This is a genomic window from Bradyrhizobium sp. CCBAU 51745, from assembly GCF_028128715.1.
GTDB classification, from domain to species: Bacteria; Pseudomonadota; Alphaproteobacteria; order Rhizobiales; family Xanthobacteraceae; genus Bradyrhizobium; species Bradyrhizobium manausense.
Window position 1 is genome coordinate 83166 of record NZ_LBJP01000081.1, and the last position, 20074, is coordinate 103239.

The 20074-nt window shown below is 64.8% G+C and carries 16 protein-coding genes and 1 pseudogene; 9 read left to right on the forward strand and 8 right to left on the reverse strand.

Annotated features, from left to right (window positions below; all coding sequences use genetic code 11):
• Position 1 precedes the first annotated feature (1 nt).
• The 4 genes from XH98_RS22495 (at position 2) to XH98_RS22510 (ending at position 8686) form a co-directional block, all read left to right on the forward strand.
• Positions 2-6439: a non-ribosomal peptide synthetase gene (locus XH98_RS22495; protein WP_271619985.1), complete on the forward strand. Its 6438-nt coding sequence runs from the start codon at positions 2-4 to the stop codon at positions 6437-6439.
• Positions 6440-6581: 142 nt separating this feature from the next.
• The gene (locus XH98_RS22500; RefSeq protein WP_220001700.1) at positions 6582-6749 is read left to right on the forward strand and encodes a hypothetical protein; all 168 of its coding nucleotides are present in this window, start codon (positions 6582-6584) and stop codon (positions 6747-6749) included.
• 228 nt (positions 6750-6977) lie between these two features.
• A complete protein-coding gene (locus XH98_RS22505) occupies positions 6978-7709 on the forward strand; it encodes a 4'-phosphopantetheinyl transferase family protein (protein ID WP_271598575.1) in 732 nt (243 codons plus the stop codon).
• Positions 7706-8686, forward strand: a complete 981-nt coding sequence (locus XH98_RS22510; protein ID WP_271619986.1) for an LLM class flavin-dependent oxidoreductase — start codon at positions 7706-7708, stop codon at positions 8684-8686. The genes XH98_RS22505 and XH98_RS22510 overlap by 4 nt, the downstream gene beginning before the upstream one ends.
• 131 nt (positions 8687-8817) lie before the next feature.
• Here XH98_RS22510 and XH98_RS22515 read toward each other — a convergent pair whose 3' ends face one another.
• The 3 genes from XH98_RS22515 to XH98_RS22525 all read right to left on the reverse strand — a co-directional run bounded on the left by XH98_RS22515 (position 8818) and on the right by XH98_RS22525 (position 12969).
• Positions 8818-9843 carry a histone deacetylase family protein gene (locus XH98_RS22515; RefSeq protein ID WP_271619987.1) on the reverse strand — a complete coding sequence of 342 codons (1026 nt, stop codon included), beginning with the start codon at positions 9841-9843 and terminating at the stop codon, positions 8818-8820.
• Between the two features lie 191 nt (positions 9844-10034).
• On the reverse strand, positions 10035-10976 hold the full coding sequence (locus tag XH98_RS22520; RefSeq protein ID WP_271598578.1) for an SMP-30/gluconolactonase/LRE family protein: 942 nt from the start codon (positions 10974-10976) through the stop codon (positions 10035-10037).
• Positions 10933-12969: a PQQ-dependent sugar dehydrogenase gene (locus XH98_RS22525; protein ID WP_271619988.1), complete on the reverse strand. Its 2037-nt coding sequence runs from the start codon at positions 12967-12969 to the stop codon at positions 10933-10935. The genes XH98_RS22520 and XH98_RS22525 overlap by 44 nt, the downstream gene beginning before the upstream one ends.
• A 240-nt stretch (positions 12970-13209) precedes the next feature.
• On the opposite strand from XH98_RS22525, the gene XH98_RS22530 reads away from it, so the two are divergent.
• The 4 genes and pseudogenes from XH98_RS22530 to XH98_RS22545 all read left to right on the forward strand — a co-directional run bounded on the left by XH98_RS22530 (position 13210) and on the right by XH98_RS22545 (position 15728).
• Complete coding sequence (locus XH98_RS22530; protein ID WP_057747891.1) at positions 13210-13443, forward strand: DUF6894 family protein; 234 nt, start codon at positions 13210-13212, stop codon at positions 13441-13443.
• A 9-nt stretch (positions 13444-13452) separates the two neighbouring features.
• Complete coding sequence (locus XH98_RS22535; RefSeq protein WP_271598580.1) at positions 13453-13629, forward strand: hypothetical protein; 177 nt, start codon at positions 13453-13455, stop codon at positions 13627-13629.
• Positions 13630-13830: 201 nt separating this feature from the next.
• A pseudogene (locus tag XH98_RS22540) lies at positions 13831-15422 on the forward strand (gamma-glutamyltransferase family protein).
• A 96-nt stretch (positions 15423-15518) separates the two neighbouring features.
• Positions 15519-15728, forward strand: coding sequence for a hypothetical protein (locus tag XH98_RS22545; protein ID WP_271619989.1), 210 nt, complete (start codon positions 15519-15521; stop codon positions 15726-15728).
• A gap of 52 nt (positions 15729-15780) precedes the next feature.
• On the opposite strand, the gene XH98_RS22550 is transcribed toward XH98_RS22545, so the two are convergent.
• From XH98_RS22550 to XH98_RS22570, 5 genes are read right to left on the reverse strand one after another with little or no spacing between them, the layout of a single operon-like run.
• Positions 15781-17064 carry an NAD(P)/FAD-dependent oxidoreductase gene (locus XH98_RS22550; RefSeq protein ID WP_271619990.1) on the reverse strand — a complete coding sequence of 428 codons (1284 nt, stop codon included), beginning with the start codon at positions 17062-17064 and terminating at the stop codon, positions 15781-15783.
• A 13-nt stretch (positions 17065-17077) separates the two neighbouring features.
• Complete coding sequence (locus XH98_RS22555) at positions 17078-17809, reverse strand: amino acid ABC transporter ATP-binding protein (protein WP_271619991.1); 732 nt, start codon at positions 17807-17809, stop codon at positions 17078-17080.
• Positions 17806-18459, reverse strand: a complete 654-nt coding sequence (locus tag XH98_RS22560; RefSeq protein WP_057747902.1) for an amino acid ABC transporter permease — start codon at positions 18457-18459, stop codon at positions 17806-17808. Before XH98_RS22560 ends, XH98_RS22555 begins: the two co-directional genes overlap by 4 nt.
• A gap of 23 nt (positions 18460-18482) precedes the next feature.
• Positions 18483-19241, reverse strand: a complete 759-nt coding sequence (locus XH98_RS22565; protein WP_220001710.1) for an ABC transporter substrate-binding protein — start codon at positions 19239-19241, stop codon at positions 18483-18485.
• A gap of 50 nt (positions 19242-19291) precedes the next feature.
• Entirely contained in the window at positions 19292-19519 is a 228-nt protein-coding gene (locus tag XH98_RS22570; RefSeq protein ID WP_271620018.1) for a hypothetical protein, read from the reverse strand.
• Here XH98_RS22570 and XH98_RS22575 point away from each other — a divergent pair.
• Positions 19422-20057 carry a helix-turn-helix domain-containing protein gene (locus tag XH98_RS22575; RefSeq protein ID WP_271619992.1) on the forward strand — a complete coding sequence of 212 codons (636 nt, stop codon included), beginning with the start codon at positions 19422-19424 and terminating at the stop codon, positions 20055-20057. The genes XH98_RS22570 and XH98_RS22575 overlap by 98 nt on opposite strands.
• The last annotated feature ends 17 nt before the right edge of the window (positions 20058-20074 follow it).

Genomic DNA, 20074 nt, shown 5'->3' on the forward strand with positions numbered 1-20074 from the left:
AATGGCATTGTCGGAGATTGCATCCGAGGCGGGAGATAGGCCTGCCGGCGCGGGCGTCGAAACCGAGAACCTTGCCGATATCGGCAGCCTTCTCGCTTTTCACGCGCGCGCGATGCCGGCGGCGCCCGCCCTGCTCGCGCCCGGCCGGCCTCCTCTGACCTACGGCGCGCTCGGCACCTGGATTGCGCATTGCGTCCGCACGCTGCGCGGGCTCGGCATTACACCGGCCGCCCGAATCGCCGTCGCACTGCCGCGCGGGGCCGACAGTGCATTGGCGCTGATCGCGGTGGCATCGACCTGCGCCTGCGTCCCCGTCAATCCCGACTTCACCGCGGACGAGCTGCAACGTTATTTCAGCGAATTGAAGCTCACGGCACTCGTCACACGGGCGGACATGAACTCGCCGAGCCGCGACGTCGCCAGAGCACTTGATATCGCGGTGATCGATTTCGTGCCGGGACCGGAGACGGATCTCGGCGGCTGCAAGTTCGTGGGCCCGACGATCGGGCCAGCCTGTGCCGACGGCACCGCTCGCGCGGAGGACGACGCCTTCATCCTGCTGACATCGGGCACGGCCGCGCGCCCGAAGATGGTGCCGCTGACGCACCGCAATGTGTGTCTCTCCGCGCAGAATGCCGGCCGGGTGCTTTCGCTCGCTCCGCATGATCGCCTGCTCAACGTCCTGCCGCTGTTTCATGCCCACGGCCTGATCTCCGGCCTCCTGACCGCACTCGCGGCGGGCTCCAGCGTGATCGTAACAGGCGGTTTCGACGCACCGTCCTTTTTCGGCTGGATGCGGGACCTGCAACCGACCTGGTACACGGCCGTGCCGACCATTCATCGCGCATTGCTCACCGCCGCGGAAGCGAGCCCCGAGCGCGTCCGGTCGTCGCCGCTGCGGGTGATCCGCTCGGCCTCGTCCTCGCTTGCACCCGCCATCCTGAGCGGGCTGGAGGCGATGTTCGGCGTCCCCGTGCTGGAAACCTACGGCATGACGGAAGCCGCCTCGCAGATTGCCGCCAATCCGTTCGAGCTGCGCAAGATCGGCTCGGTCGGCCGCGCCGCCGGCCCCGAGATCGCGATCATGGACGAGGCCGGCCGCCTGCTTGCGCCCGGCCAGCATGGCGAGATCATGCTGCGCGGGCCCAACATGAGCCGCGGCTATTGTAATGACGAAGCGGCGACGCAGGCCGCGTTCCGCGATGGCTGGTTCAGGACCGGTGACCTCGGCTATCTCGACGCCGACGGCTATCTCTTCATCGTCGGCCGCATCAAGGACGTCATCAACCGCGGCGGCCAGAAGATCTCGCCGCTGGAGGTGGAGGAGGTGCTGCTGGCCCACCCGGCGGTGCTGGAAGCCGGCGTGTTCGCCATTCCCCATGCCACGCTCGGCGAGAACGTCGCCGCCGTCGTGGTGCTCAGGGACGATGCCGAGACGACATCAGACCAGTTGCGCCAATTCGCACGCAAGCGTCTCGCCGCCTACAAGGTGCCGAACCTGATCCGCAATGTGGCCGCGCTGCCGAAGGGCGCCAGCGGCAAGGTCAAGCGCAACGCGCTGGCCGAGCTGATTTCAGCCCCCCTTGACGATGACGAAACGCACCTGCCGCGCAACGAGCTGGAGACCCAGCTCGCCGGAATCTGGGCCAGTCTGCTCGAGCTTCCGCAGGTCGGCATAGACCAGGACGTCTTTGCGCTCGGCGCAGATTCGCTCGCGGTCACGCAGATGCGCTCCCGCCTGCGCGAACGCTTCAACGTCGACTTCTCCTTCGAGGACATCTTCGATTGCGCCACGGTCGGTGCTCTTGCCGCCCGGATCGAGACTACGGCGCACCGCGATGCGACGTTGCCAGCTTGGCGCCAGGAGGCTGCCGAAACAGACGCGCCGCTGTCGTTCCAGCAGCAGCGGATGTACGTGCTCTCAAGGCTCGACCCGACGCGCTACAATTATAACGTGGTCGAGGTCGCGCTGCTGAAGGGCGAGGTCGATATTGCCGCGCTTCAGGTAAGCCTCAACGCGATCTGCACACGTCATGAAGCGCTGCGTTCGATCTTCGTCGAACGCGAGGGCGAGCCTGTGCAGCGCGTGCTTCAGGCATCGCCACAGCTCGAGCGGATCAAGCTCGAGCCTTGCCCTGCTGAGAGGCAGGTTGCGGTCGTCAGGCGCGAGGCGCTCAAGCTTGCGCAGTACGAATTTGATCTTGCCGGCGAGCCGCCGCTGAAGGTCACGCTGCTCTCTTTCAACAAATCCAGCCATGCGCTGGTGGTTAATGTCCATCACCTCGTCACCGATGGTTGGTCGCAACGGCTGTTCTGGGAGGCGCTCGCCGCCGGATATTCTGCCGCGCGCAAGGGAAGTGTGACGGCGTTCGCCTCGCCCAGCTTTCAGTATCGCGACTTCGCGCGCTGGCAGCAGAGCTGGGCGCAGACCCCGGCCGCGAGGGAGCAGCTCGACTATTGGCGGACCCAGCTCGACGGCGTTACCACGCTGCCACTGCGGACCGATCGGCCGCGGCCGGAGCTCTGGAGCGGCCACGGCGCCCGTCATTATTTCGAATTCTCAAAGGCCCTTTCCGCCGACATCCGCTCGCTGAGCCAGGACCAGGGCGTGACGCCTTACATGGCGCTGCTCGCGGTGTTTCAGTGTCTGCTGTTCCGCCACACCGGGCACGAGGATGTCGCGACGGGTTCGCTGATCGCGAACCGCAACCAGATCGAGAGCGAGCGCCTGATCGGGCTGTTTGCCAACACGCTGATCCTGCGCAACGATTTCAGCGGCGACCCGACCTTCGGCGAGCTGCTGCGCCGGGTGCGTCAGGCCACCCTCGATGCTTACCGCAACCAGGACCTTCCGATCGAGGAAGTCCTGCGTGCCTTGCAGATCGCGCGCAGGAGCGACGGCAATCCGCTGTTCCGGATCATGTTCATCCTGCAGAACGCATCGATCGAGAGCGCGCGCTTTCCCGGCCTGTCGACGCGGCGGCTGGAAATCGATCCGCAAGTCGCACGCTTCGACATCACGCTCGAGCTGGTCGAGGCCGAGGGCCGCTTCACCGGCTTCTTCGAATACGCCACCGATCTGTTCGATGCGGCGACGATCGAGGCCATGGCGGATCGCTTCAAGAGCTTGCTCAAGGCGGTCATCACCAATCCCGAGCAGCGCATCTCGCGCCTGCCGCTGCTGACGGCCGCGCAGCGCCGGCGATTGCTAACGAAGGGCCGGCCCGCCAATTTCGCAGCGCGCGGAAATGTCTGCGAACGGTTCGAGCGGCAGGCGAAAAAGGCGCCGAATGCCGTCGCGATTTCAGATGGACATCAGTCCCGGAGCTATCGCGAACTAGCGCATCGCAGCCAGGCGATCGCGCGCTGGCTTGCCAGCGAAGGTGCCGGTGCGGAGACCGTGGTCGCGCTATTGGCGGATCGCGGACCGGACCTGCTCGCAGCGATGATCGCGGTGCAGCGTGCGGGCGCAGCGTTCCTGAACCTCGATCCCGAGCAGCCGCCGGCGAGGCTCGCAACCATCCTCGGCTCGAGCTGCGCAAACGTGCTGCTGACGGGACGCGCGCAGTCCGCCATGGTCGACGCGCTACTCGAACCGCTGGTCGCACGCATCCGGGTCGCCGTAGTCGAAGATATAATCGCAGGAGGATCGAGCGAGCCGGGCCGCCCTGCGCGGCGGGCGGATTCGAGCCTAGCCTATCTCATCTATACGTCCGGCTCCTCCGGCGCACCGAAGGGCGTCATGATCGAACAGCGCGGGCTGTCGAACCATCTCGCCTCGCTCATCGATGAACTCGGCCTTACGGCCACGGACGTGATCGCGCAGACCGCGCCGCAGAGCTTTGTCATCTCGGTCTGGCAGTTCCTCGTCGGTCCCATGGTTGGCGCGCGGGTCCATGTCTGCGGCAATTCGATCGTGCAGGATCCGATGCTGCTGGCGCGGGAGATCGAGCGCGAAGGCATAACGGTGCTGGAGATCGTGCCCTCGCTGCTTCGCGTGATCCTCGAACGGATGGACGAGGCGCCGATGCTGCGCGCTTTTGCGAAGTTGCGACTATTGATCTCGACCGGCGAGCCGCTGCCGGTCGAGCTCTGCCGCGCCTGGTTCGCCCGCTGCCCGAAGGTGTCGCTGATCAATGCCTATGGTGCCTCGGAATGCTCAGACGACGTCTCGCTGCACCGGTTGACTCATGCACCCGATGCTGTGATCACCAATGTTCCGGTCGGCACGCCCCTGCCCAACACCCAGCTTTACGTGCTCGATCCGGATCTGGAGCCGCAGCCGATCGGCGTGGTCGGCGAGCTCTGCATCGGCGGCGCCGGCGTCGGCCGTGGCTATGTCAACGATCCCGCGCAGAGCCGGCTGCGCTTCATCCCCGATCCGTTCGCGCGAGGGAAAGGCGGCCGGCTCTATCGCACCGGCGACCTTGCCAGGCGCCGCGCCGACGGGACGATCGAATGCCTCGGCCGCGCCGACCTTCAGGTCAAGGTCCGTGGTTATCGCATCGAGCTCAAGGAGATCGAGACTGCGCTGGCCGACCACGCAAGCGTGCGGGCCGGCATCGTCGAGCCGCGGCGCGATGCCAATGGCGATGTCAGGCTGATTGCCCACGTCGTTGCCAAAGCCGGCAACAAGATCAGCGCCAGCGAGCTGCGCGATTTTCTCAAAAGCCGGCTGCCTGTTCATGCAATCCCGTCGGCGTTCCTGTTCCTGGATCAGGTCCCGCTCAACGCCCACGGCAAGCTCGATCGCTCCGCCGTGCTGGCGCCTCCGCAACAGGAGAGCGCCGCGACTGAGATGACCGTGCCGGCCCGGCGCTTCACGGAAAAGGTCCTGTCCGACATCTGGATCGATCTGCTGAAGGTCGAGAGCCTTGGTGTCACCGACAATTTCTTCGACCTCGGCGGCCATTCGCTGCTGGCCGGGCAAGCGATGGCGCGCATCGCCCGAGCGCTTGGCGTATCGCTGCCGATCAAGACCATCTTCGAGGCACCGACGATCGCGGAGCTCGCCCGGCGGGTCGACGAGGCCGTGGCCACGGCACCGCAAAAGCCTGCGGCCGGCGTTCCACGCCTGGCCGAAAGCGCTCCTCCCACGCTGTCGATCGCGCAGGACCAGATGATGCGGATCGAGCGGAACCTGCCCGATCTGCCGCTGTTCAACCTGCCCTTCGCGTTCCACCTCGAAGGCCCGGTCGATCCGCTCACCCTGGCGCAAGCCATTGACGACATCGTGCGTCGGCACGAATCCTTGCGGACGGCATTCGGTTGGAATGGCGAGCAACCGGTCAGCCAGGTCATCGCGCCAGCCACGCTCGGTCCGGTCCTGACCGTCGAAACCATCGGTGACGGGCGGCCCCACGACAATCAGCGGCGCAAGGCGCTCGAGTTCAGGAAGATCGAGCTCCTGATCGCGCAGGAGACCTATACCCCCGTTAACACCGCGCGGGCACCGCTGCTGCGGGCGCGCCTGCTGCGCCTTCATGCCGAGGATCACGTCCTGCTGCTGACGCTGCACCATGCCATCGCGGATGGCTGGTCGATCGGCGTGCTGTTCGAGGAATTGTCGGGCCGCTATGCCGCGCTCGCGGGCCATCCGTCGCCGCCCCTGCCGGGGACGCCGCTGGCGTTTTCCGGCGTCGCGCGCTGGCAGCGCTGGTGGTGCGGAACTGCGGCGGCCCGCGGGCAGGCCGCCGACTGGGCCGACAATCTGCGCGGTGCAGCCCCCGTGTTTGACGGCGAAGCGCGCGCGGGCGCGTCGACCGGCCATCATCCGCTCAGCCTAGAGCGTGATCTCGTCGCCGGTCTCACCGTCTATGCGCGCCAGCACAACAGCACGCTGTTCATGTGTCTGCTCACCGGCTTGAAGGCCCTGCTGCTGGCGCGGACCGGGCGCACCGACATTTCGGTCGCCACCGCGATGGCCAACCGCGCCCAGCCGGACACCGACCGCATCATAGGCCCGTTCGAAAACACCGTGATCGTCCGCAGCCGAATCACGCCGGATCTGTCGTTCGCCCAGGCCTTGGCCCGGGTGCGCCAGGGCGTGCTCGACGCGCATGCGCGGCAGGAGCTGCCGTTCAACATCCTGGCCGACCATCTGGAGCAGGAAGGCATCGACCCGGCTTCGCTGCTTCAGGTCTATTTCACGCTGCAAAACCCGCTGCGCCAGCCGCTCGACCTGCCTGATGTCACGGTGCGATCGATCGGCAACGTCGCGCGGGAAGGCCAGCCGGTGCTGCCGGTCGACCAGACCTGGCTATCGCTGATGCTGAAGGAGCGCCCGACCGGGATTACAGGTTCGTGCAATTATAAAGACGATCTGCTCGACGGCGCCACGGTCGGCGCATGGATGGAGGATCTCGTCGCGCTGCTTGAGGCTGCCATCCTCCGGCCAAACACGCCGCTGGAGCGCTTGCTCGCCCGCAGGGCGGCATGACCAGCCGCACAGGACAGGCGGACACGAGTTCACCCGTCAAAGCTGTGAAGACACAAGTTGCATCTTGATTATTCGGCTCCAGCGCGCAAGATTATTCTCGCCTTTTGATTTGGACGATATTTTTAACCGGGGGAGTGTTATTATGGGTTTCATCAAATTTACCAAAGGCACCTCGCTCAGCGACAAGGACCGCAAGGCCCTGCTAAAGCTGCTGACGGGCGAGAAGAAAAAACTTCAGTCCGCCCTGAAGGACGTCGATGCCAGCCTTGCGACGCTGGGTGGCGCGAAGAAGGCCAAGAAGAAGAAGTAAGATTCGGCGGCCGGGACGCCGCGCGGATCTTCGGGTATCATTTTCGATTTGAGCCGCTCGCCTGTCCGGTTGGGGTCTCGCACAGGCCTGCTCCGGCAAACCGGCCAGCGATTGACAAGAATTTGCCTGGGTGGACCGCTAGAGATGGTCCGCCGAGTTGCTTCATGTTCGGTTGATCCTTCAGTCAGGGCCGGATTTGGCCTCCGCCTGACGCTATGGGCCCAATTGATGGCAGACGACGGAATTGAACTGTTTATCGGATTGATCGAGAGCATCGATACGCCCGGCGCAGTGGATGTGTGCCGAGGGTTGCTCTCGGTCGACGAGCAGATACGCGCCGACCGCTTCAAGTTTGAACGGCATCGGCGGCAATATGTCTTCGCGCATGCGATGCTGCGCCTCGCGTTGTCGCATGCGGCCCCTGAGGTCGAACCGACCGACTGGTCGTTTTCGACCGGCCGCTACGGGCGACCCTTTGTCGCGGCGCCCACGACCGCGACGCCGCTGCATTTCAGCCTGTCCCATGCCGATGGCTGCGTCGCCTGCGTCGTCTCGAAGCATGAGACCGTCGGCGTCGATGTCGAGACCGTGTCGCGGCGCGTCGCACCGCTGTCGACCGCGCTTCGCTTCTTTGCGCCGGAAGAGGTGGAGACGCTGCGCACGCTGCCGGAGCCCGCCGCGATCGAGCGCTTCTTCGACTATTGGACGCTGAAGGAAGCCTATCTGAAGGCCAGAGGTTTTGGGCTCAATCTGCCGCTGGATGCGTTCGCGATGCAGGTGTCGCGGGAGGCGATCAAGATCAGCTTCAAGCCCGATATTGCCGACGACCCTGCGGGCTGGTGCTTCTCGCTGTGCTCGCCATCGCCCTCGCATCGCCTTGCGATCGCCGACGGCTCGCGCGCGGCCGGCGGCCTGCGCATAACCCGCAACGCCTGGCCGCTCCAGGACGCGGCGGAATGATGCCGGCGCGGCTGCGCGTCTTTCCGGCGATCTCGCGCAACCGCGATCCCGAAAAATACGTCGGCGAGCTGATGCGGGTGGCTGATTTCGCCGACCGCAACGGCTTCGAAGGTATTCTGCTGTTCGAGGGCAACGACGTGTTCGTCGAGCCCTGGGCGATGGCCCAGCACATCCTCGCCGCGACGACGCGATCCTCGCCGCTCATCGCGGTCAATCCGGTTTACATGCATCCGTTCACGGCGGCGAAGTTCGTCTCGTCCTTTGCGCAGCTCTACGGCCGCAAGGTCTATCTCAACATGATCACGGGGACCGCGATCAGCGATCTGCAGGGGCTGGGCGACGAGCAGTCCCACGCCGACCGCTATGTCCGGCTCGGCGAGTTCGTCACCTTGATGCGCAGGCTGCTCTCGAGCCCCCGCCCGGTGAATGTCGACGGCCGATTCTATTGCGCCAGCAATCTGCAACTGCGGCCGCGCCTGCCCGCCGAGCTGATGCCGGAATTTCTGATCGCGGGGCAATCCGACGCAGCCAGGCGCGTCGCCGAGGAGACTGGCTGCATCAAGATGCAGATGTTGCCGCCCGACCTCGATCGAGGCCTCGGCGCATCAGGCATGAACTTTGGCATCTTCGCGCGCGAGAGCCGCGACGAGGCGCGGCAGGCGGCCAAGGCCCGTTTCCGCGACAATCCTGACGATCGCGAGCTGCTCGCGCTCACGGTCGAAAATTCAGATTCGGTCTGGAAGCGGGGATTGTACGAGGGGCAAAGCGGGGAGCTCGCCGACAATGGCTATTGGCTGCTGCCCTTCCTCACCTTCCAGGCCGACTGTCCCTATCTCGTCGGCAGCTATGCCGAGATCGGCGCCCAGTTGAAGGAGTTTGCGGCGAAGGGGCTGACCACTGTCATGCTCGACATGGTCGCTGACGAGGCCGAGATGCAGCATGTTTGCAAGGCGCTGAAGGCGAGCGGGATGTTTTGACTACTGATCAACACTGCATCCGCATCGTCATTGCGAGCGAAGCGAAGCAATCCGGGACCTTTCCCTAGAGGCAGTCTGGATTGCTTCGCTTCGCTCGCAATGACGGAGAACGACGGTCCATCCAGCGAAAATCACCGCACCTCTTCGAATCCCGCAAGCACCGAGGTCAGGTTGGCGCCAAGGATATCCGAGAGATAGCCGCCCTCCTGCACGAACACGGTCGGCAGGCCCAGCTTCGCGATGGCCTGGCCGATGCGGCGGAAGCCGGGCGTGGTGATGGCAAGCCCCTTCAGCGGATCGTGCTCGGAGGCATCGAGGCCGAGCGCGATCACGAGCGCGCCCGGCGCAAAGGATTCGATCGCCTTGCGCGCGCTCTCCATCGCCTTGAGGTAGCCATCGTCGCCGGTGCCGATCGGCAGGGGAATGTTGAGATTGGCGCCGAGGCCGGCGCCCTCGCCGCGCTCATGCGCATAGCCCCACACATAGGGATAGTAGGCGACCGGATCGGCGTGGATCGAGACCGTGTAGACATCCGGCCGCGCGTAGAAGATGCCCTGCGTGCCGTTACCATGGTGGACGTCGACGTCGAGGATCACGACGCGCTCGTGCTTCAGCCGCAGATGCGCGGCCGCGATCGCGCTGTTGTTGAGGAAGCAGAAGCCGCCGGCCATATCGCGATAGGCGTGATGGCCGGGCGGACGGCAGAGCGCGTAAACGGCGTCTTCGCCGTCCATCACCATCTGCGCCGCGGTGACAGCGACATCCGTCGCCGCGCAGGCCGCGGCCCATGTGCCCGGCCCAATTGGAGCTGCGGTGTCGGCGGTGTGCCAGCCGAGCTTGCCGACGATATGGGTCGGATAGGTGGCGGCGTGGCGCACGGGATGGACGTTGCCGATCATCTCCGGACCGGAATCGCCGAGCGCCGTCCAGGCGTCCCAGGCTTCGCTCAGGAACGACAGATATTCCGGGCTATGAATGCGCGCCCGCGGGCCCTGGCCGAATTCGGTCGGCTCGACCAGCTGATGCTTGCCGTCCTTCAAGCCCTTGAGCAGGCGATCGGCGCGCTCGGGCTGCTCGGTGGTGCGCTTGACGACGCCGCGAACCAGGAAGAATTGCGGATCGTGGCTGCGGTGCAGTTCGGTATGGACGGCTTTCACTCAACACTCCGTGCTCTTCAGCGGCTTTTTGAATCGACGCGCTTTCCTGACGCGAACCGGTATCCACTTCGCTCGAAAACGCTTTGATAGTGCCACAGGGTTTTTTGATCGCTGCGGCGGCCAGATGCAAGCAAGAAGAATGCCGGCCTGTGCCGCACCGCTCTGCGCCAGCAGCAGATCGCCCGCGAAGGTCAGCAGCGCCCGCGCTGAAGACAATATTCCCTGCCCTGCTGATCGGTGCGGAAGGATTCGATGAAGCCGCCCTGGCGCTGGGTGACGAAGACCGTCTTGCCGTCGCTGCCGCCGAAGGCGAGATTGGTCGGCTCCTTCGCTTTCAGCGTGATCTCGCGCTCGACCACACCACTCGGCTTCATCAGCGCGATCGTGCCCTTGAGAATGCGCGCGACGTAAAGGCGGCCGGCGACGTCGGTGCGCAGACCGTCGATGGTGTCGGGCTGGAATGTCTTGACCAGCTTCGCATCGGCGAGCTCGCTGCCCCGGATACTGTAGGACCAGACCTGGCCGTTGCTGGACTCACCGACATAGAGCGTCTTGCCGTCGGGGCTGAGATCGATGCCGTTGGTGGTGCCCATCGAACGCGGCGCCGACATGATCTGTCCCTGCACCACGCCATCGGCGGCTTTGGCAATGCGCCAGATGTGACCTTCGCGGCCCTTCCAGTTCGGATCGCTCGCATAGATCGTGCCGTCGTGTGCGATGGTGATGTCGTTGGGCTGGTTCATCTCGTCGGAGTGAAACCAGACGGCCGGCTCGGTGCCGCCCTTCGGGATCGCAAAGATGTTGTGCTTCTTGTAGTCGGCGATGAACATCGTGCCATTGCGATCGAAGCGGATCGCGTTGCCGACGCTTCCCTCGGGAAGCTCCGTGAAAGCTTCGGACGCCGCAGCGCCCGCGGGCAATCGGCCAATGGTGCCGGGCTTGCCGAAATTGACGACGAAGAGATCGCCATCGAGATCGGCGGCGGGACCCTCGATACCGTGCGTATATTCACCTGAAGGCGTGACCTGCACGCTTTCGAACAGCTTGGTCTCGGCCGCGAAGAGCGGCGTCGCGACGACAAGCAGAATGCTACTGCACAGGCACCAGAAAGTCCTGCCGGATGTAATAGCCATCGTCGTCGCTGCACTCACCATTCAGATAGGGATCGGCCGGCCGGAAGAATCGGCTGAAGCCGGGTTTGTCTACAGCGTTCCTTTGTGTCACGACGACGACCTTGGCAGCCGGTATTTCGCCGCATTCCTTGTTCGCCTTGCTGAAGAACTTGCGCTGCGGCAGGCCGAGCTTGATGCGCATCGGCGTTCCCGGAACCATCTTGGCAACGAGCAGATCCGCTGTCGTCAGCAGGGCCGCGTAACCCGGCTCGGTCTTCGGCAGACTCTCGCCGCCGGGCGGCATCAGCTTCTCCGCGCCGATGCCGCGCAGGCGCGTGCGCAATCTGCCGGAGGCGGGATCGCCCGGATAGATCCAGCCGTCCTGCGACAGCATGAACCTCAGCACGGTCGCATCCTTGTCCGCGTCCGACTGCCCTGCCTTGAGGCCGAAATCGGAGTGGCAGCCGACGCAGTGCTTTTCAACGAGGTTCTTGCGCAGCGTGGTGAGCCGTAGCTTGTTCTGCGGATCCTTGGCGACGAAGGTGGCGAGCTGGTCGATCAACGCCTGGCTTCTGACGTCGCAGGGTAGTGGCGGCGGCGGATCGCCGGCGGCGCGATCGATGCGGATGATGGTCTGGTTCTTGTCCTCGACCAGCCAGATCGCACCGTCCTCCGCGACCGTCATGCCAACTGGCGCGCCTTGCGGCCGCGCGCCATTGACGCGGTGCCAGCCGGCGATCAGTTCGTCGAACGGCGCAGCGGCGACATCGCCGGCGTCGGTCTGAAAATTGTGGGTCGGATCGGCCGCGCAGCTGACGTGGTAGCGCACCGGCGGCGGAGCAGGCTTTGGAAAGCCGCGATCGTCGACGTCGTAGATCAGCACGCGGCTGCCGGTCGGGCGGTAGCCGTGCAGCCCGACCAGCAACTTCCCTTCCAATTCGGGAAACCTGACGCCGTGATAGTACAGCATTGCGAGCGGCGCACCATGTGGCGGCAGCAGCGAGAAGGGCTGCTTGTAGAGCGCGCTCGCCGTACAGAGCGATTTGTAGATGCCGGATTGCAGCACGAGCTTGAACTCGGGACTCGGCGTCGACAAATCGTAACAATAGGGCCAGCCATAATGCCTGCCCTGCTCGATCGCGTTGATCTCCTCGTTCGGCTTGAAGATATCGGGCAGGTCCCGACCATTCTCTCCTTGCAGGAAGGCGTAGCCGGCATCGGGGAAGTTCGGGTGCAGCGCCAGCGCCAGCGAGTTGCGCAAGCCGCGCGCGTAGATCGTGTGAGCAGGATCGGGATCGCCAGGCTTCAAGGCCGGGAAGACGCCGCCTGACGGTGGCGTGAACAGCCAGAGTGCCGCCATGGCGGAAGCGCCTTCAGCCGGTGCGCAAGGCTTCGTGATCGGCGCCGGCGCAATGCAATCATCGCTGTGGGCACCGACATTGACGAACAGCCGCCCGTTCTTGTCGAAGACGAACTGCTTGAGCGGATGCGCGGCCTCCTCGAGCTTCGTCCCGTCAGGCAGCGTGATGCGGCGGCCCGGCATGTGGCGGATGATGGTCTCGACCGTGCTGCGCGGATTATCGGCGAGCGGATCGAAGCGGAAGATCGTCTCGGCGGTCGAGGCGTAGAGCTTCTTGTCCGGCCCGATCACGAGGCCGAACGGATATTCGACCCCGGTCAGCAACTCCTTGAAGCGATGGCCGCTGGCGGCGTGAGGATCGAGCAGCAGCAGCCGGCCGTCGGTGTGGCCCCAGCCGCCCATGTCGGCCACCACGAACAGCTCACGGCCGGGCACCTGGATGATCGACCGCGGAAATTTCAGACGGTCTTCCTCGCTGCCGACGAGGCCAGCGCAGAAGCCAGCCTTCATGTCGATCTGGACTCTTGGGAAGGCGAGATCGCCGCTGCCGCAGGTCTCTGGTCCGACCGCATAGCCGCTTTTCCGCAGCTGATCGGACGCCGCTGGCAAGGCAAGGCCGAGCAAGACCGCGGTGACGGCGGCAGCTGCGCACAAGCCTCGGCGTCCATTCTGCAAAGTGAGATGATTCACAGCGGCCTCCCCCGATTTTCGGCTGAGGGTTGTTCCATGTCGTGCAGGGGCCGTCCAGCCATCACCCGCCTGTGATTAAACCTGTAACGATCTTCGTGGCGACCAACCTCCGTAAATTCCCTTACCGGGTTCAACCCGAATATTTTGGGAATGCTTGGGGTGGTATCGCTTTGCCGTCCCAATCGCTCTCTACAGGAGGCGCTTATGGTCCAGGTCTACTTTCACTGCTCCAACACCGAGGGCACGCTGATCGACCGCTACGGCGCTGCCGTCGCCAATCTGACCGAAGCGCGCGATCGTGCTGCCCAGATCATGCGATCCATGATCGAGACGCCAGGCGCCGAGGACTGGCGCGATTGGGTGATCCATATCAGCGACGACGACGGCGAAGAGATTTTCGATCTCCCCTTCACCGCCATGCTCGGCAAGCCGCATTGAGGTGATGCCATGCTGTTCGCTTCCCTGACCCTGCTCCGCCAGCCCCTCACCTTCGTCGCCACCAAATGGCAGACCCTGATCCGGGTCGCCGGCAATCCCTACCGCCCCGAGCTGCATTACATGCGTGGGCCTGGCCCGAAATGGCGCGCCAAATATCAGGCCAGCCGGGTCAACCGCGGGCTCTAAGCACGGGTTAGCCACTTTCCCCAACTCATGCCTCGACGTTGTCATGGCCGGGCTTGTCCCGGCCATCAGCGTTTTGACGCGGGCGGCCCCGGCGCCATCCCGCGCCGGTTTCGCATCTGCCATGTCGCGCCTCGCAGCTGATGTTTTCGTCGATGGTGATGTGCCATTCTCGGCGAGCTTCGCCAATCGGAAGACGACATCATGCCTCATCAGTTCAGCCTCAACCAAACCTTCCGCAAACCCGCCGTGAGATCCAAGGTCGGCATTGTGGCTTCGCAGTCGCGGCGGGCGGCTGAGGTGGGAGCGCAGGTGCTGGCGGCGGGCGGCGACTGCGTCGACGCGATCGTGGCGACGACCTTCGCATTGAACGTACTGGAGCCCTGGAATAGCGGCATCGGCGGCGGCGGCGCGATGGTGCTCTACCGCGCCAAGGAAAATCGCTATGAGGTGATCGACTACGGCATGTGCGCGCCGCAAAGCCTGCGCGCCTCGGATTATCCCATCGTTGGGGACCGCCTCGCGACCGACCTGTTTCCGTGGCCGCGGGTGAAGGACGATCGCAACGTTCACGGTCCCGCCGCGATCGCCGTGCCGGGTGTCGTCGCCGGCATGGAGGAGGCGCACCGACGCTACGCCAGGATGCCGTGGAAGGACCTGGTTGTTCCGGCAGCCGCACTGGCCGGTGAAGGCCTGCCGGTCGACTGGTGGACGACACTGACGATCGCGAGTGCAGCGGCAGATCTGCGGCGCTATCCGGCAAGCGCGGCCGCCTTTCTGAAAGACGGCCTGCCCCCGAGCCCGCCCTGGAGCATCGAGGCTGAGACCCGGCTGCCACAGGACAATTTGAAAGCGACGCTGTTGCACCTCGCCGAGGCCGGGCCACGAGACTTCTATCAGGGCGACCTCGCCAAGAGCATCGCGTCCGACATCAAGGCCGATGGCGGCTCGCTGTCAACAGAGGATCTCGCTGCATTCCGCGCCCAGCTGCGCGAGCCGCTGGCGATCCCCTATCGCGGCGGCAAGGTGCTGGCGACGCCGGAACTCACGGCCGGCCCGACCATGGCGCATGCGCTGCGCCTGTTGCAGGAGAATCTGAAGCCGGCGGGCACGCCCGACGCCGCTGCCTACAGCGAGTATGCAGTGGCTCTGCAGGCGGCCTATCGCGAGCGCCTCAAGGACATGGGCGATGTCGACGGCAGGCGCGCGCTCGGCGCCGAGTATCTCGCGCCGGCCTGCACCACGCATTTCTCCGTGGTCGACCGCGACGGCAACATCGCCGCGGTGACGCAGACACTGCTGTCCTCGTTCGGCTCGAAATATGTGACGCCGCAGAGCGGCATTCCCATGAACAACGGCATCATGTGGTTCGATCCGACGCCCGGCACCACCAATTCGCTCGCTCCCGGCAAGCGCTGCCTCACCAATTACACGCCTGTCATCGCCGAGACCGCGGATGGCAAACACCTCGCGGTCGGTGCCTCCGGCGGCCGCCGCATCCTGCCTTCCGTCCTGCAGCTCGTGTCCTTTGTGGTGGATTTTGGCATGGACTCCTCGATGCCGCCATCCACCAGCCCCGCATCGATTGCAGCGAAGGCGCGATCGTGCTCGGCGACATCAGGCTGCCGGCGGATGTGCGCAAAGCGCTCGCCGCGCGCTTCGATTACAGGGAGGCGCCGGTGCAGACCCTGCCGATGAAGTTCGCCTTCCCGAGCGTGGTGATGCGCGATGGCGACCTCAATTCCGGCGCGGTCGAGATCTTCCAGCCCTGGGCCGATGCGGTCGCCGAATCCTGAGCGTCACGACTCCTCCACATTTGCCAGGAACTTAGCTTGGCGGTGTCCGTTCCTTGAATGGACAAATGCGTTCGTTCAAGAGGAGGGACTATCGTTGTGAAGAAGCTCGCAATTGCCCTGTCGCTGATTCTGGCGGCAGGCTTGACCCAAGCTGCCTATGCCAAAGGTGGCCACGGTCATGGACACGGCTCGTTCGCCATGGCCCATGGACACTACGGCACACCGCCGGGATGGTCACACGGGCGCAAGGTCGGCTGGCGCGGGCACGGTTGCCCGGCCGGCCTCTGGAAACAGGGCCGCTGCTGACACGATCTGCAATTCTTGCGAGGCGCCGCCCGTAACGAGGCGGCGCCTTTTTTCAAATGCCCAGCCGGTCTCGCACCCGACCGGCAATCACAGCCGTGGTCAAGCCGACCGGCCAGAACGCGTGCATCGGGATCGGCTTGATGCCTGATATTGGCATGTCGATCTCGGCCTTGGCGCCGCCGATCAAGCGGCGCGCAAGCTGCGCGCCCATGGCGGTCGAGAGCGCGACGCCGCGACCGTTGCAACCCAGCGAGATCAAGATGCCTTCCGCCGGCTCATGCACATGCGGATAATGATCCCCGGTGATGGCGAGCCGGCTGTTCCAGCCATGGCTCCAGGCCACCCCCTTGAGCTGCGGCCATAGCCGCTCGGCGTAGCGCATGAGATAGGCGACATCAGTTGGCGACTTGATCCAGCGCATCGGGCCGCGACCACCCATCAGCAGGCGGTTCTGCTGGTCGATGCGGTAATAGACGGTGATGTGGCCGCTCTCGTAGAGCACGGGCCGTGTCGGCATGATCGCGCGGGCGACCTCGTCGGGCAGCGGCGCAGTAGCCGCGATCGAGGAAAACACCGGCACGATGGTGCGGCGGAGCGCGGGCCAGAGATCGTCGGTGAAGCCGTTGGTTGCGAGCAGCACCTTCTCCGCATGCACGACTGCGCGCGGAGTCTCGATGCGCCAGCGCGCGCCGTCGCGACGGAGCGATAGCGCCGGCGTCTCGCCGTGAACCTTCGCGCCCGCTGAAATTGCAGCGCGCGCAAGACCACGGGCGTAGCTGAGCGGATGCAGGTCGCCGCCTCGCGTATCGAGCATCGCGCCGATGTAGCGATCCGTACCGGTCATCTCGCGCAACTGCTCGCGGTTCAGATATGACACCGGCATGCCGCGGCGGATGCATTGCTGCGCGGTCTGTTCGATCGCAGCGGCGCTGGCCTCGTTATAGGCCGCGCGCAGCGTGCCGTTCTGCCGCGCCTCGCAAGGGATTTGGTAGCGGCGGATCAGATCGTGGGTGAAGTTCGGCGAGCCGTAGGAGAACGCGATCATGCGGCGGCCGAGCCCGGTGCCGAAATCGGCCTCGATCTGATCGGGGTCGTGCTTCAGGCCGGGATTGGTGTGGCCGCCATTGTTGCCGGACGCGCCCCAGCCCGGCTCCTGTGCCTCCAGCACCAGCGCCTCGACGCCCTGCTCGGCCAGATGCAGCGCCGTCGACAGACCGGTGTAGCCGCCGCCGACGATCGCAACGGAAACGCTCCTGTCGGTATCGAGCGCCGGCGTCGCAACCGGCGCGACGGCCGTGTCAGCATAGAGCGATGGCGGCAGAGGCAGGCGTGTCATTGTAAAAGTCCGGTCAGAGCGGATGCAGCACGCGGCGCAAAAAGTCCTGCGTGCGCGGATGCTGGGGCTGGTTGAGCAGCGTTTTCGCCGGCCCCTGCTCGACGATGATGCCGCCGTCGATGAACAGCACACGATCGGCAACGTCGCGGGCAAAGCCCATTTCGTGGGTGACCACGACCATGGTCATGCCGTCATCAGCGAGCTTGCGCATGACACCGAGGACATCGCCGACCAATTCAGGATCGAGCGCCGAGGTCGGCTCGTCGAACAGGATCGCCTTTGGCTGCATCGCGAGCGCACGAGCGATCGCCACACGCTGCTGCTGGCCGCCGGAGAGTTGCGGCGGATGCGCGTCGGCTTTCTCGGCGAGGCCCACTTGCGCCAGCAGCGCGCGACCGCGCTCGGTCACCGCTGTGCGGGGCTCCTTCTTTACGAACAGCGGCCCTTCGATGACATTCTCGAGCACGGTCCGATGCGGGAACAGGTTGAAGCGCTGGAACACCATCGAGACCTGGGTGCGGATGTTGACGATCGACGGCGCGTCGCGGTCGACTTTCAGGCCTTCGACGTTGATCTCGCCGCGATCGTAGCTTTCCAGCCCGTTGATACAGCGCAGGATGGTGGACTTGCCCGAACCTGACGGGCCGACGATGCAAACCACCTCGCCCTTCTCGACCTTCGCCGTGATGCCCTTGAGCACCTCGACCTTGCCAAAACTCTTGTGGACGTCGTTCAGCTCGATCATTTCTTGCCCGCCCGCTTCTCGAAGTGACGGACCAGCAGGATCAGCGGGATGCTCATGGTGAGATACATCAATGCGACCAGCGTGAACACGCTGGTGTTCTTGAAGGTCGAGGACGCGATCAGCTTGCCTTGCAGGGCAAGCTCGGCGACCGTGATGGTCGAGGCCTGCGAGGAATCCTTGAGCATCATGATCATGACGTTGCCGTAGGGCGGCAGCACGATGCGCACGGCCTGCGGCAGCACCACGCGGCGCATGGTCAGCCACCAGCCCATGCCGATCGACTGCGCGGCCTCGATCTGGCCCTTATCGATCGCCTCGATTCCGGCGCGGAAGTTTTCGGCCTGGTAGGCCGAGTACGCAATGCCGAGGCCGAGGATGGCGGCCTGCAAGGCCGACAGCGTGACGCCGAGATCGGGCATCACGAAGTAGAGGTAGAACAGCAACACGATGATCGGGATGCCGCGGATCACGTTGATCAGGCTGGCGCTGAGCATCGACAGCGCTCTTATGCCGGAGACCCGCATCATCGCCCAGATCAGGCCGAGCACCGTCGAGAGCAGCAGCGAGCCGATCGTGACGATAACCGTCAGCGCGACGCCGTTCATCAGGATCGGGAAGAACTCGGCGGCGTCGTGCCAGAAGCCTTTCATCGTGCAGCCCTATGAGCGCTCTATCAGCCCTGCGCCTTCTGGCCCCATTTTTCGAGGATCTTGTCGATGGTGCCGTTGGCCTTGAGCTTCGCCAGCGACGCGTTGATCTTGCCGAGCAACTCGGTGTCGCCCTTGCGGACGCCGATGCCGACCGAGCCGACCGTGACGGGCTTGTAGCCGTCGACGAGACGCACCTCGGGGAACCCACCCTGCTTCAGATTGTAGGCCAGGATCGGATAGTCGGCGTAGCCGGCCTTGAGGCGGCCGGTGTTCACATCGCGCAGGATGTCGGGGATGGTGTCGTAGGCCTTCACCTCGGCGAACAGGCCGGACTTCTTCAACGCATCGACGAAGGCGGTGCCGACCTGGGCGCCGACAGTCTCGCCCTTCAGATCATCCTGCGTGGCATAGGATTTGGTGTCGCTCTTCGGCACGACCAGGCCTTCGCCATAGGTGTAGATCGGGTCGGAGAAATCGACGACCTCCTTGCGCGGCGCCGTGATGAACATCGCGGCCGCGATGATGTCGATCTTGCTCGAGGTCAGCGACGGGATCAGCGCCGAGAACTGCATCGGCTCGATCTGCACGTTGAAGCCGGCGTCCTTGCCCACTTCGGTGACGAGATCGACCATGATGCCCTGAATGGAATTGGTCTTGGTGTCGAGGAAGGTGAAGGGAATGCCCGTCGGCGTCGAACCGACCTTCAGCACCTGCTGCGCCGAGACCGGCGTCACCGCTGCCATCGCGAGCGCCGCGACCGCGGCCAGACCAAAACGCTTCATCGCATCCCCCTTGGGTCCCGACCGATGGCGGCGCTCGCGAATGTCGTGGATCAGACGTTGCGGGCCAAGCCGTTTCGGCCTATTTTCACCAATATGAAAATTTGGTCACACTTTCGCGGACGATGCAAGCGGTTTTCATGCAAATGAAAAAAGCGGTTTGACGTGAGCGGTGGCAAAAGAATGCGCAAACCGGCCGCGGCAAAGCCGGCGAAGAGGGTCAGGAAGGCGACCGCGAAGCGGGCGGAGCCCGCAATGGACGTCGCGGTCGGCCGTCGCATCCGCGATCTCCGCCGCGCCAGGCAATTTTCGCTCGAAACGGTCGCGGCGCGCACCGAGCTGTCGATCGGCTTCCTGAGCCAGATCGAGCGCGGCCTGTCGTCGCCCTCGCTGCGCGTGCTGGCGACGCTCGCCGACGTGCTCGGCGTCGGCATCGCCGCCTTGTTCGGCGCCAGCCCGAGCGCCGACGGCGCTTCGGACCAGGTCGTCACGCGCGGGCTGCAACGGCCCGAGCTGAAGCTCTGGCGCACCGGCGTATCCAAGCAATTGCTGAGCCCTGCGACTGCCGACAACAAGCTCAATCTATTCCTGGTGCATCTTGAGCCCGGCGGCTCGACAGGCGACGAGCTCTACACCCATGACGGCGAGGAAGCGGGCCTCGTGCTGGAGGGCGAGATGATGCTCACGGTGGACAGCCAGACGTGGTCGCTGAAGACGGGCGACAGCTTTCGCTTTGCGAGCCGCAGGCCGCACCGGTTTTCCAATCCGGCACAGGATGCGAAGAGCATGGTGCTGTGGGTGAATTGCGTGACGGGGTAATTTGCCGTCATTCCGGG

Excerpts from the sequence above, each read along its gene's own strand:
- XH98_RS22495 (WP_271619985.1), top strand. The coding sequence starts at position 2 with ATGGCATTGTCGGAGATTGCATCCGAGGCGGGAGATAGGCCTGCCGGC.
- XH98_RS22500 (WP_220001700.1), top strand. The coding sequence starts at position 6,582 with ATGGGTTTCATCAAATTTACCAAAGGCACCTCGCTCAGCGACAAGGAC.
- XH98_RS22505 (WP_271598575.1), top strand. The coding sequence starts at position 6,978 with ATGGCAGACGACGGAATTGAACTGTTTATCGGATTGATCGAGAGCATC.
- XH98_RS22510 (WP_271619986.1), top strand. The coding sequence starts at position 7,706 with ATGATGCCGGCGCGGCTGCGCGTCTTTCCGGCGATCTCGCGCAACCGC.
- XH98_RS22520 (WP_271598578.1), bottom strand. The coding sequence starts at position 10,976 with ATGGCTATTACATCCGGCAGGACTTTCTGGTGCCTGTGCAGTAGCATT.
- XH98_RS22530 (WP_057747891.1), top strand. The coding sequence starts at position 13,210 with ATGGTCCAGGTCTACTTTCACTGCTCCAACACCGAGGGCACGCTGATC.
- XH98_RS22535 (WP_271598580.1), top strand. The coding sequence starts at position 13,453 with ATGCTGTTCGCTTCCCTGACCCTGCTCCGCCAGCCCCTCACCTTCGTC.
- XH98_RS22550 (WP_271619990.1), bottom strand. The coding sequence starts at position 17,064 with ATGACACGCCTGCCTCTGCCGCCATCGCTCTATGCTGACACGGCCGTC.
- XH98_RS22555 (WP_271619991.1), bottom strand. The coding sequence starts at position 17,809 with ATGATCGAGCTGAACGACGTCCACAAGAGTTTTGGCAAGGTCGAGGTG.
- XH98_RS22560 (WP_057747902.1), bottom strand. The coding sequence starts at position 18,459 with ATGAAAGGCTTCTGGCACGACGCCGCCGAGTTCTTCCCGATCCTGATG.
- XH98_RS22565 (WP_220001710.1), bottom strand. The coding sequence starts at position 19,241 with ATGAAGCGTTTTGGTCTGGCCGCGGTCGCGGCGCTCGCGATGGCAGCG.
- XH98_RS22575 (WP_271619992.1), top strand. The coding sequence starts at position 19,422 with ATGCGCAAACCGGCCGCGGCAAAGCCGGCGAAGAGGGTCAGGAAGGCG.
- XH98_RS22570 (WP_271620018.1), bottom strand. The coding sequence starts at position 19,519 with ATGCGACGGCCGACCGCGACGTCCATTGCGGGCTCCGCCCGCTTCGCG.